Raw genomic sequence first — 12,016 nt, 5'->3', positions numbered from 1 at the left:
GTCGGGGCCGAGGGAAAGTTCGTGTTCGGGTCGGTCACGATCAGATGTCCGTCTGGTCGTATCCGGTGAGTACCGAGACCCGTTGCCCTGTGTTGACCTCACTGAGAGCAGCGATCAACTCGCCGGGTTTCTTGCCGGATCTGAGTTGGGCCGTGTAATAGAGCTCGGTCAATGCACCCGATCGCACCGATTCGGTACTGACCAGCTCGAACTCCTTGCAGTACTTGATCAGTACGTCTTCGACGAGATCGGTGTAGTCGGCGTCGGGCGGCACTTGCACCTTGACGACCTGGCGCTGGACATCGAGTTTGAACCAGTTGAACTTGCTCATCACCACCATCACCAGGCAGATCGCAAACGTGGCCGCAATCGCCAGTACGTAGAAGCGAGTCCCCGTGGCCATGCCGATCGCCATCACGAGGAAGATGAACCCGACGTCGCGAGTTTCCTTGATGGCGTTGCGGAATCGGACGACGGACAGCGCGCCGACGAGCGCGAAAGCACGTGCCACGTTCGATCCGACGACCAGCATGATCAAGCTGATGACCATGCCTACCGTGACGAGGGTCTGTACGTAGGACTGGCTGTACGACACGTTCTTGTGGGTGAGTCGGTAGACCCAGCCGATGATCGCCGACAGGACGAACGACAGTGTCAGGGACACCACGATGTCGAACGTCGAGAACGTTCCGCTCAGGTCTTGAATGTTGAAATTCATTGCATTCCGATCGAGTCGAGTCGAATTCCGCACCGGTCACCGGGAGCACGTGACCCGCGCGCCGACATCCGCAACCGATGCTGTTTACCGTTTGTTCGGATGCCGTTAACCCTAGAGACAGCTGCGACGGAAATTCCACCTCAGAAGCTGGCAGTTTCCTGCCAATTCAGCCGTTCATTCGCTGGCAGCGATCGAATTTCGAACGCACACGACCCGGCGTCCCACTCGGACGTCGGTCGGTCGAATTTTTCAATTATGTTGCGGGGCAATCGATTACGTGCGCATTCCGTACAAACGTCGTCAATCGGTCGTCGAGCGAAGTGACGGCAGAATTACTTCGTCGATTATTCGCGTTCGGTATTCCGAATCCAAAGGCTTGGCGTCGGTCAATGGGCCAGTCATGATTGCGCTGAACACCATGTACTGCAGAAAGTCTGCCGATCTCGGCCTGCTCGACAATTCCCCCCGCTGCACCGCGCGCACGACGACCGACTCGAGGAATCTGGCCTCGGGTTCGAGGAACGTTCTCCGCACCGCTGCCGCCAACTGTTCGTCGACCATCACCGCGTGGTGGATCGCCGCGGCGAAACGTTGATCGTGCTCTGCCCCCTCGGACACCCGATTCATCAACTCGAGCAGATCTCCGCGAAGGTCTCCCGTATCGATGCCGACGAACGGGGGCGGGCCGACCGATTCGATGGCCGCGACCACCATCTCGGCCTTGCTCGACCATCTCCGGTAGAGGGTGGCCTTGCTGCACTGCGCTCGCTCGGCAACCAGGTCCATCGACAGCGAGTCGTAACCGACCTCGCCGAGGCACAGTAGTGCGGCGTCGAGAAATTCGCCCTCGCGCTCCACACTCACCCTCGACCGACGTGGGGCGTCGACGCTCATCTGTGCCGCCTTATCGAATCGAAACAGTTTCGTACCGCTTACCGAGCGTAGCGCTGAGGCATACTTCTGTCACTGGACGCGCAGCGCAGGTGACCTACATCACGTCCGTGTGACATTGTTGAAGCCGTCGGATCGGCGTGAACGGCTGGAGAAAATCGTGACGGCCTGGTGGCGGTGGTACGCAGCGCTCGGCGCAGTCGGCTGCGCCGCTTACTTCGTCGTCCCGACCACCGTCTGGGGCCAGTCGGTCTTCGCACTCGTCGGAGCCTCCGCCGTTGCCGCCACCGTCGTCGGCACCAGGATGCACCGGCCCCGCAACCGTTCGGCCTGGCTGGCCATCGCCATGGGCACCGCCCTGTGGGTGATCGGCGACATCGTCTACGAGTGGATCCACATCACCCAGGGCAGTGTCCCCTACCCGTCGCCGGCGGACGCGATCTACCTCGTCGGCTATCCGGTCTACGGTTTCGGCCTGTTCCTTCTCGCTCGCCACAAGTGGCGACCGAGCGAACGCGGCCACGTGGCAAACAGCGCCATCATCATGGTTGCGTTCGGACTGCTCACCTGGGTGTTCGCCGTGCAGCCGTCGCTCGGCGGAGGCGGCATCTCCGGAACCGCAGGCCTGGTCGACGTCGCGTACCCCGCGATGGACATCTTTCTGCTGGGACTGCTGGCCCACTTCGTCGGCTCACGGCAGTGGCGGACCCTGTCCTACCGGCTCCTCACCGTGGCCGTAGCGCTGCTAGTGGTCACCGACACCGTGAACAACTTCGCGATCGTCTCCGATTCCTCGTCCGACAGGTCTGTGTTCGACGTCGGATGGATCATGTCCTACGTCCTCATCGGGGTCGCCGCCCTTCACCCGTCCATGCGGCGCATCACCAACCCGAACATCGAATCCGACGCCCACCTGATGGCGTCGTTCACCACTCCCACGGTCGTCGTGCTGACCGCGGCCACCCTGACTGCGCCGATCGTGATGTTCATCGAGGTCGTTCGCGACGAGCCGATCGCCCAGTGGGGATGGGCGGTGCTGCTCTGTGCTCTCGCTCTGGTGGTCCTGGTGATGCTCCGCATCACCGATCTGCTGCGGTTGTTGCACACTCAGACCGTCCAGCTTCGTGCCGTCGCCGATACCGATCACCTCACCGGACTGGCCAACCTACGCGCCCTCGAGCATCGACTCTGGGGCAATGCGGGTGAGTCGACCTTGCTCACCGTCGACATCGACCGATTCAAGGAGATCAACGACACCTTCGGACGCGGCCTCGGCGACCAGGTCCTCGTGGTGGTCGCCGAGCGACTGCGAGGCGTCGCCGACGACTCGATTCTGTTGGCGCGCTTGGCCGGTGACGAGTTCGCCCTGTGTGGAGCATCGGAGTCGATGGATCCGGCCGCGTTGGCGCACCGGATTCAGCTCCTGTTCGCCACGCCCTTCGAGGTGGGGAACATGACCCTGCTGATCGAAGCGAGCGTCGGAGTCGCGTCGAATTCTCTCGGCGACGGTGAGGACGAAACGACACCCGATCGCCTCGTACAGCGCGCCGACCTCGCCGTCCAGGCCGCGAAAGCCGCCCAGTCTCGCGTCGCGTACTACGACCGGTCGATGGACCGGGACAAGAGCGAGCAGCTCATCATGCTCGGCGAACTCACCACGGCACTGGAGACGGATCAACTGCAACTGCACTATCAGCCGCAGATCGACCTCACGACGATGACCGTCGTCGGCGTGGAAGCACTGCTGCGGTGGCATCATCCGAACGGCACCGTCCTGTCCCCCAGCACATTCCTGCCCACCGCCGAACGCACCGGACTGATCCGGCCGTTGACGAGCTACGTCCTCACCCAGGCCCTCGCCCAACGAAGGAAGTGGATGACCGATGGGCTCGAGCTGAGCATCGCCGTCAACATCTCGACCCGAAACCTGTTCGACGACACCCTCATCGACCAAGTGTGTACAGCGCTGAAGGAATTCGATTGTCCACCGCGCCGATTGACCGTCGAGGTGACCGAGACCTCGGCGATGACCGACCCGATCGGCGCGACCGAGACGCTGTCGATACTGCATGCGATGGGCGTGCAGGTCGCCATCGACGATTACGGAACCGGTTACAGCTCGCTCGCCTACATCGAGCGATTGCCGGTACAGGAGCTGAAAATCGATCGCACGTTCATCGGCGGCATGGCGCACAACCCGGCGCATGCCGCCATCGTGCGATCGACAGTCGAGCTCGCCCGTACGCTGGGATTGTCGGTGACGGCAGAGGGAGTGGAGGACGAGGTGACGATGACGGCGTTGCGCGAACTACGGTGCGGACGAGCGCAGGGTTACCACCTCGGCCGCCCCACCTCGGCAGACCGACTCCCTACCCTCGTCGCCGAACTGAACGCGCATCTGAATACTGCTACAGGAGAACGGATATCATGACCGAAGCAGCCCTGTCGGTGTATGCCGCGATTCGATCTCGCCGCGACGTCCGCGCCGAGTTCGACGGAACCGTCGTCGACGACGAGGTTCTGCGACGAATCCTCGGAGCGGCGCATCAAGCCCCGAGCGTGGGCAACACCCAGCCCTGGGACTTCGTGGTCGTCCGTAAGCCCGATACTCTGAGCGCATTCGCGGCCCACGTGGCCGGCTGCCGACAGGATTTTGCGGACAAGCTCGACGCCGAACGACGAAAGACGTTCGACCCCATCAGAATCGAGGGAATCGAGACCAGCGGAACCGGGGTGGTGGTCACCTACGATCCCGACCGTGGAGGTCGGCACGTCCTCGGTCGCGACACCGTCGACGACACCGGACTGTTCTCCGCCGTCCTCGCCATCGAAAACCTCTGGCTCGCAGCGATAGCCGAGAACGTCGGCGTCGGCTGGGTCTCGTTCTACGACGAGGCGTACCTGACCGAACTGCTCGACATCCCCGCACCGGTCCGCCCGATCGCCTGGCTGTGCGTCGGTCCGGTCCAATCGTTTCAGGAGGTACCCGATTTGGAACGCTTCGGTTGGCGTAGCCGCCGTCCACTGGACGACGCCCTGCACTTCGAGCAGTACCGCCGATGAGGGCGCGCCTGGTCGCGGCGGCCACTGTCTGCCTGCTCGTCGCCGGTTGCTCTGCGGCCGAATCCTCGACCGAACCGACCACTGAGGCAGCCACTCCGGCGGCCGAGCCCGCACAGGCCCCGGATGCGGCCGACCCGATCGGTACCGTCGTTCCTCTTGCGGGTGCTCCCGAAGGTGTCGCGGTGGGATCGTCCGGGATCGCTGCTGCCGGGGTGCGGGAGCCCGACGGCGTGGTGCTGTTCGACGCGGCCACCGGTGCCGTGCGCCAGATGGTCTCGACGACGGGTGCGCCGCGACATCTTTCACTGGCCGGTCCCGACGGCCCGGTGTTGGTTCCGCTCGAGGGCAGTGACGAGCTGCTCGAGATCTCGCTCGCCGACGGCGCGATTCTGTCGACGGCCACCGGTGTCGGTCGTCAGCCACACGATGCGGTGCAGACCTCCGACGGCACCGTCGTGGCCACCAACGAGATGGGTGGCGGAGTGATCTTCCTGCGCGACGGGGCGATCGTGTCGGAGCTACCGCCGGGCCCTGTCCAGCCCGGTGGTGCTGCCGCTCTCGGTCCGTTCGCGGCCGTCGCGGACGTGCAGGGCAACGGTGTGTGGGTCTACGACGGCGCGACGCAGCAGGAGGTGTCGCAGGCTCCGATCGGCGTCAAGCTCACCCACGCGGTGACGGTGAATCAGACGGTGGCCGGGTTCGCCGACACCGACGGTGGTGCGGTCCTGCTCGCGTCGGTCGACGATGCCGGCGGCATTCGTCAGATCGCATCGATCGACGCACCGGGTAACCCGTACGGGCTCGCCGTGGATCTCGAACGTCGGTTGCTGTTCGTGACGCTGACCGCGTCGAACGTACTGCGGGTGGTCGATGTATCCGATCCCGCAGCTCCGCGAATCCTGGGCGATGTTCCGACGGTGACGCAGGCCAACTCGGTGGCGGTCGATCCGCGGAACGGCGACGTGCTGGTGACCGGCAGCGACCCCGGCGCGGCGAGTTCGATTCAGATCATCCCCCGCGCCGAGTTGCCGGTCGGTTAGGGCGTCACCACCCGTAGGAGCCCGGGATTCCCTTGAACGGACCGACGACGTCGTCGGTGATCCAGCCCTCGTAGAACCCGCCTTCCTGTGGTCGGACCGCTTCGCCGTCGATCTCGCATTCGAGGCGGCTGGGCGAGAACGCCAGGTAACCCGCGATCTCGGCGAACCGAGGGGTGGGGTTCTCGTAGCTCCACCCGGCAGCCTCTGCGACAGCGTCTCCGCCGTGGACGTCCCAGTACGTCGCTGCGCCTTTCCACTCGCAGTGCGTCGAGCGCGCCGCCGAGGGGGTCAGCGCGCCCGGAACGACGTCTGCAGGCGAGATGTACCAGGTGGGCGGATGGCTCGTCTCGAGCACGCGGTAAGCGGCAGTGGTGCGGGCGATCACCTGGCCGCCGAGCCGAACGACGAGGGAACGATTCGAGGCTTCGAGCTTGGGCGGACGGGGGTAATCCCAGACGGACTCCTGGCCCGGCTTCGGCTTCTCGGGAACGACGGATCTCGGCAAGTGTGTACTCATCCTTCGATGGTGCCACCGGGCGTCACGGGGCGTCGACGGGATAGAGATCGTCCACCCGTTCCTCGTCGAGAATCCAGCGATCGACCTCGTCGAGTGGCTCGACCGTGCGCACCGAGGTGACCGGGGATTCCGGCGGGCGGTGTTCGGTGCGGACCGGCTCGGTTCGGATCGGGTCTGTGCGGACCGGCTCGGTGCGCGCCATCTGCGCAGGGGTCGGTATCTCGGGGGTGGGGAATTCGGGCGCTGGTGTCACGGGTTCGGCTTTCGGGACCGCGATTGCCACCTCTTCGGGGGCGGGTTCTTCGTCTGTGAACTTCGGCAGTTCCGCCGGTATTCGGACGAGGATGCCGAGTCCGTGGGTTGCGGCCAACAAGCTGACCGGCGCGACGGTCGCGATCGCTGCCGACAAGGCCGGATGCAGTGTGCCGGCGTCGGAGATGAAGGCGTGCATGGCATTTGCGCCGATACTCACCAGAGCTGCCGTGATCAACACACCCCAGAAGAAGCGTCGACCACTGCGTTGATCCTCGAATTGGGCCAGCGCGATGACGGAGATCGTGGCCTGCAGGATGGTGCCGTCGACGATCACTGGCCACAGCCAGGACAGCGAGCGTGGGACACCTGCCATCGTGGCCAGATCCCACAGTGCAGCGAAACTGAGCACGAAGGACGCAATTCCGATGACGGTGGTGATGACGACCGCACTGACGAGCGTCGCACGCAGGACCTTGTTCATGGATCGTCATGAAACACGAACCCACCGACAAGTTCGGTGAAGGCTGCGACGGTCAGAGCTCGAAGGCGGCGCGAACGATGCGTCGCCGCCGCGAATGTCGATCAGGCCGGGCTTCACAGCAGTGTCGACAGCGAGTGCGCCGGAGGTAAGTCCGAGGAGACCTGCGGATTCTGATCGCCTCGTTGCGGCCCAGTGTTGTCCGCCCAGCAGTCTTCGCGAACGCGCGCGCGTTTGCCAGGGGCGCGCGGAATCGCTATGCGCGCGTTGACAATTGCGAACGCGCCTGGCGAATGCGCGCGCATTTGCCACAATCCCCCACTGCCACCGCACCGAACCCGCTGAGGGATCAAGCGGTACGAACGGCTCCGCGGTAGAAGTCGGCGCGATCGTGTGCGGACATTCCGCCCCATACGCCGTAGGGCTCGTTCGCCTCGAGGGCGTGCTGGCGGCATTGTTGGAGTACCGGGCAGCGGCCGCAGACCTGCTTGGCGGATTTCTCACGCGAGGTGCGAGCGCGGCCTCGTTCGCCTTCGGGGTGGAAGAACACGGACGAGTCCAATCCGCGACACAGACCGTCGAGTTGCCAGTCCCAGACGTCTGCGTTGGGAACGGGAAGTTGGACCGGCCTGGCGGGTGCGCCTCGCACCATGAGCTGTCTCCTCACTGAAAAAGTGAACAAGCTCACTATCTCGCATTCGTCATACTTTTACAAGTCCTTTCGGTCATTCGTAGTACTTAAAAGCAAGCGCGCTTGCTTGAAAATTGCACGTTCAGGGCGGCCGTCAGAAGATCTGCGCCCCGTTTGCGGCCCCAGGTCCGAATGAATGTCGCATTGCCGCAGTCAGACCGACTGAAAGTCACATTGATCCACCATGGCGGTCACGAAACGGCGATCAGTGACTTTCCGACATTCCCGCACGCTTTTCGAGTTCGACGAGAATGCGCTCGGCGATCTTGGTCGGCGGCGGCCCGATGTCGACGACGATCGCGTTCTCGTCGTCACCGAGCGGCTCGAGGGTCGAAATCTGGGTATCGAGCAGCGAGGACGGCATGAAGTGATCCATCCGAGCATTGAGGCGTCCGCTGATTCGGTCCTTGGTGCCGGCCAGATGCACGAAGATCACCTCGGCCCCGTCCCTCGATGCGGCGCTCAGCACGTCTCGGTACGACCGCTTGAGGGCCGAGCACGTGACGATTCCCGATCGACCGGTGGAGGTGTGCTCGGTGATCCACTCCGCGATCACGTCGAGCCAGGGCCACCTGTCCTCGTCGGTCAGTGGCTGACCCGACGCCATCTTCGCCACGTTGGCGTCCGGGTGCAGGTCGTCGCCCTCCTGCAGGTCCCATTTCAATGCTCCGGCGAGGATGCCCGCCACTGTGGATTTACCCGAGCCGGACACTCCCATCACCACGAGAACCGGATGATGTGCTCTGCCTGTCGTCTGTGCTGCCATCCCTCGATACTGCTCCATCACGCTCGCGCGGATCGGACAGACGCGAGAAACCGGGCGACCCGTGGGACGATCGACCGGACATGAGCGAGACCAGCGACTTCCGCCAGCTGCACGATTCGGTGCTCGACGAGCTCGGTCGCGACATCGTGAGCGGCGCGATCCCGAGCGGGACCCGAATCTCGGCCGACGACGTCGCCGTGCGGTTCACCGTGTCGCGGACCGTCGTCCGGGAAGTGGTTCGCGTCCTGGAATCGCTGGGGTTGCTCACCGTGCGTCGACGCGTGGGGATCACCGTGCAGGGCTCGCAGAACTGGAACTCCCTGGACCCTGTGGTCATCCGCTGGCAACTGGCCGGGCCGGCCCGCGCCGAGCAGTTGCTGCTGCTCAGCGAATTACGTTCGGGGATCGAGCCTTTGGCAGCCAAGCTCGCTGCGCATCGAGCAACACCCGAGCAATGCGGCGCGCTGACGGCCGCCGTCATCGGAATGTCGTCGACGTCCCGGGCCGCCGACTCCGACGCCTACCTCGAACACGACAGCAATTTCCATCGCACGTTGCTCGCGGCCTCCGGCAACCCGATGCTGCGGTCGATGTCCGACATCGTGGTGGAGGTGCTCGCGGGCCGCACCCGCCACGCTCTGATGTCCCGCCAAGCCGACCCAGAGGCGATCCGACTGCACGGCGTGGTGGCGTCGTCGATCCAATCCGGCGACGCCGACGGCGCCCAGCGAGCCATGTTGGCCATCGTCACCAAGTCCGCCGCCTCGATGTCGGCGGCCTCCGGTGTGACTCCGTCGCCCGGTCTGGTCCCCGACCAGCAGTGATACATCCCGCGCACAAAGCCAGGTACGCCGAGGCGGGGTTCATCGCCTAGATTCGACGGGTGACTGCTCTCGAATTGCCGCTCGAACTTCGCCGCGCACTCGTCGGAGTAGCTCGGACTCCGCGTCTGCTCGTCGCGTCCGATTACGACGGCACCATGGCACCGATCGTCTCCGACCCACAGAAGGCCTTCCCTCACCCCGAGTCGGTCAGCGCCATGCGCGGGCTCGCTTCCCTGGCCGGCACCAACGCTGCCGTCATCTCCGGACGTGCCCTCCGCGATCTCGCGATCCTCTCCCGGCTGCCGTCCGAGGTACAGCTGGTGGGCAGTCACGGCAGTGAGTTCGACGCCGGGTTCGTCAACGCCATCGACGAGAACGCCAAGAAGCTCCTCACCGTCATCACCGGCGAACTCCAGGCCATCGCCGATGCCCATCCCGGCGTCAGCATCGAGACCAAGCCGGCCAGCGTCGCGCTGCACGTCCGCAACGCCGAGACCGCCGCCGGTGAGGAAGCCCTCGCAGCAGTGCGATCCGGTGCGGCGGCGCGGGACGGTGTTCAAGTCACCGAGGGCAAGTCAGTCATCGAGCTGGCAGTCATCGTCACCGACAAGGGTGTCGCCCTCGACATCCTTCGTCACCAGGAAGCTGCCACTGCCGCAGTCTTTTTCGGCGACGACGTCACCGACGAGAAGGCCTTCGGACACCTGCACGGGCCGGACATCGGCGTCAAGATCGGACCGGGAGACACCCTCGCGGAATTTCGCATCGACAGCACCGAGCAGGTCGCCCTCGCCCTGGCATTCCTGCTCGAGGAGCGACGGCAGTGGCTTTCGGGAGCCGACGCCCCGCGCATCGAACGACTGACGATGTTGGCCAGCCCCAATGCCGTTGCCCTGCTGACCCCCGACGCCGACGTCACCTGGCTGTGTCACCCCGAACCCGATTCCGCAGCCGTGTTCGCACACCTGCTCGGCGGCGATCAGGCCGGCCACTTCAGCGTCGGGCCGACCCGCGCATCGCTTCCGTTGAGCCAGCAGTATGTGGACGGCACGATGACGGTGCAGACCAAGTGGGCCAGCCTGCAGGTCACGGATTATCTGCCGCACGACATCGGCCAGGGCCAGACCGCGCTGACCCGCGTCATCACCGGCAAGGCCACCGCCGTGGTGACTTTCGCGCCGCGTCCGGAGTTCGGAAAGGCCTGGGCCTCACTCGAACCCGATGTGGACGGCCTGCGCATTCTCGGTACGGCAGATCCGATGGTGCTGCGCAGTCCCGGCGTCACCTGGAACATCGTGTCCGACGGTTCGCAGCAGGCCGCGCACGCCGAGGTCGATCCCTCGAACGGGCCGATCGTTCTCGAATTGCGGCTCGGCACAGACGATCTGAGCGAGCATCCGTGGGACGAGGTGGAGCGTCGCCGCGCGTCGGAGGCATACTGGAAGGACTGGGCCGACGGCCTGGACCTGCCGCCGCTCAAGCGCGATCTGATGAAGCGATCGGCACTGACCCTCCGCGGCCTCGTCCACGCGGAGTCCGGCTCGATCATGGCCGCGGCCACCACCTCGCTACCCGAAGACATCGGCGGAGTGCGCAACTGGGACTACCGCTACTGCTGGCTGCGCGACGCCGCACTGACCGCAGCCGCGCTGGTCGACGTCGGCTCGACGGCCGAGGCCGAGAACTACCTCTCCTGGATTCACGGGGTACTCGAGTCGGTCTCTGGCCCCGAGCGTCTGCACCCGCTCTACACCATCTGGGGTCTGGGTCTACCGCCAGAAGCTGTCATCGACGAGCTGCCCGGCTATGCCGGCTCGCGTCCGGTGCGCGTGGGAAATGCTGCGAATCAACAGGTTCAGCTCGACGTCTTCGGCCCCATCGTCGAACTGGTGTCCGCCCTCGCCCACGCACGCAAGGCCAAGGGGTCCGAAAACGGCCTGTCCGACGACGATTGGGAACTCGTCCGCGCCATGGTCGAGGCCGTCGAGCGTCGCTGGTTCGAGCCCGACCACGGCATCTGGGAGATTCGAGACAACCCCCGGCACCACGTCTACTCCAAGGTGATGGGTTGGATCACCGTCGATCGCGCCATCGGTCTGGCCGAAACCTTCGGTCGTACAACAGAACCCGGTTGGGCATCGTTGCGCAATACCATCCGCGAGGAAGTACTCGCCAACGGCTGGAACGAGGAAGTGCAGTCCTTCACCGCCGCGTACGACGGCACCGACCTCGACGCCGCGACGCTGTTCATCGGATTGTCCGGACTGATCGACCCGGCAGACCCCCGCTTCGCTGCCACCGTCACTGCCACCGAAGCCGAACTGCGCAGCGGCTCGACGGTCTACCGCTACCGCCACGACGACGGCCTGCCCGGCGGCGAGGGCGGCTTCCATCTCTGCGCCGCCTGGCTCGTGGAGGCCTACCTGCTGGTGGGACAACGCGCCGAGGCCGAAGCACTGTTCGCTCAACTCGTCAGTGCCGCAGGCCCCACCGGACTGCTCAGTGAGGAATACGACCCCATCGCCGAACGATCACTAGGCAACCATCCCCAGGCCTACAGTCACCTGGGCCTGCTGCGTTGCGCGAGATTGCTCAGCGCCTAGGGCTCACCCCCCCAGCTGCGTCAATGGACCACTGCATACGTCTGACAGGTGCAGTGGTTCATTCACCCACTGGGGTCCGCTGCGTGGATGGCACCCTGCATACGTCTGAGCCGTGCAATGGTCCATTGACGCGAACTGAGGCGGGCGAACGAGGGCGGGCGGTCGGACGG

11 protein-coding genes are annotated in these 12,016 nt (G+C 64.8%); 5 read left to right on the top strand and 6 right to left on the bottom strand.

The genetic code is table 11. The features are described from left to right. Positions 1 to 40 precede the first annotated feature (40 nt). A complete protein-coding gene (locus CH283_RS00870; protein WP_068053808.1) occupies positions 41 to 718 on the bottom strand; it encodes a DUF4956 domain-containing protein in 678 nt (225 codons plus the stop codon). A gap of 300 nt (positions 719 to 1,018) precedes the next feature. Next, on the bottom strand, positions 1,019 to 1,612 hold the full coding sequence (locus tag CH283_RS00865) for a TetR/AcrR family transcriptional regulator (RefSeq protein WP_068053805.1): 594 nt from the start codon (positions 1,610 to 1,612) through the stop codon (positions 1,019 to 1,021). Positions 1,613 to 1,769: 157 nt separating this feature from the next. Between CH283_RS00865 and CH283_RS00860 the strand changes: the two genes are divergently transcribed. From CH283_RS00860 to CH283_RS00850, 3 genes are read left to right on the top strand one after another with little or no spacing between them, the layout of a single operon-like run. Continuing rightward, the gene (locus CH283_RS00860) at positions 1,770 to 4,040 is read left to right on the top strand and encodes a putative bifunctional diguanylate cyclase/phosphodiesterase (RefSeq protein ID WP_094640934.1); all 2,271 of its coding nucleotides are present in this window, start codon (positions 1,770 to 1,772) and stop codon (positions 4,038 to 4,040) included. An 11-nt stretch (positions 4,041 to 4,051) separates the two neighbouring features. Beyond that, complete coding sequence (gene bluB, locus CH283_RS00855; RefSeq protein WP_176460442.1) at positions 4,052 to 4,672, top strand: 5,6-dimethylbenzimidazole synthase; 621 nt, start codon at positions 4,052 to 4,054, stop codon at positions 4,670 to 4,672. Further along, a complete protein-coding gene (locus CH283_RS00850; RefSeq protein ID WP_094640933.1) occupies positions 4,669 to 5,712 on the top strand; it encodes a hypothetical protein in 1,044 nt (347 codons plus the stop codon). The genes bluB and CH283_RS00850 overlap by 4 nt, the downstream gene beginning before the upstream one ends. 4 nt (positions 5,713 to 5,716) lie before the next feature. Here CH283_RS00850 and CH283_RS00845 read toward each other — a convergent pair whose 3' ends face one another. From CH283_RS00845 to CH283_RS00830, 4 genes are all read right to left on the bottom strand, one after another. Continuing rightward, on the bottom strand, positions 5,717 to 6,229 hold the full coding sequence (locus CH283_RS00845) for a DUF427 domain-containing protein (RefSeq protein WP_094640932.1): 513 nt from the start codon (positions 6,227 to 6,229) through the stop codon (positions 5,717 to 5,719). A gap of 22 nt (positions 6,230 to 6,251) precedes the next feature. After that, positions 6,252 to 6,965 (bottom strand): DUF2637 domain-containing protein, encoded by a 714-nt coding sequence (locus CH283_RS00840; RefSeq protein ID WP_068053794.1) that lies wholly within the window; start codon positions 6,963 to 6,965, stop codon positions 6,252 to 6,254. A gap of 346 nt (positions 6,966 to 7,311) precedes the next feature. Next, the gene (locus tag CH283_RS00835; RefSeq protein WP_094640931.1) at positions 7,312 to 7,614 is read right to left on the bottom strand and encodes a WhiB family transcriptional regulator; all 303 of its coding nucleotides are present in this window, start codon (positions 7,612 to 7,614) and stop codon (positions 7,312 to 7,314) included. 244 nt (positions 7,615 to 7,858) lie between these two features. Continuing rightward, the gene (locus CH283_RS00830; protein ID WP_068053791.1) at positions 7,859 to 8,419 is read right to left on the bottom strand and encodes a gluconokinase; all 561 of its coding nucleotides are present in this window, start codon (positions 8,417 to 8,419) and stop codon (positions 7,859 to 7,861) included. 80 nt (positions 8,420 to 8,499) lie between these two features. Here CH283_RS00830 and CH283_RS00825 point away from each other — a divergent pair, with 80 nt between their 5' ends. Together CH283_RS00825 and otsB are read left to right on the top strand one after the other, a co-directional pair. After that, positions 8,500 to 9,243: a FadR/GntR family transcriptional regulator gene (locus tag CH283_RS00825; RefSeq protein ID WP_037190693.1), complete on the top strand. Its 744-nt coding sequence runs from the start codon at positions 8,500 to 8,502 to the stop codon at positions 9,241 to 9,243. Positions 9,244 to 9,302: 59 nt separating this feature from the next. Further along, the gene (gene otsB, locus CH283_RS00820; RefSeq protein WP_094640930.1) at positions 9,303 to 11,846 is read left to right on the top strand and encodes a trehalose-phosphatase; all 2,544 of its coding nucleotides are present in this window, start codon (positions 9,303 to 9,305) and stop codon (positions 11,844 to 11,846) included. Positions 11,847 to 12,016: the final 170 nt, after the last annotated feature.

This window comes from Rhodococcus sp. 05-2254-2, from assembly GCF_002259095.1.
Classification (GTDB): Bacteria; Actinomycetota; Actinomycetes; order Mycobacteriales; family Mycobacteriaceae; genus Rhodococcoides.
The sequence above is the reverse complement of the archived record's forward strand: the minus strand, read 5'-3'. Positions and strand labels throughout refer to the sequence as shown.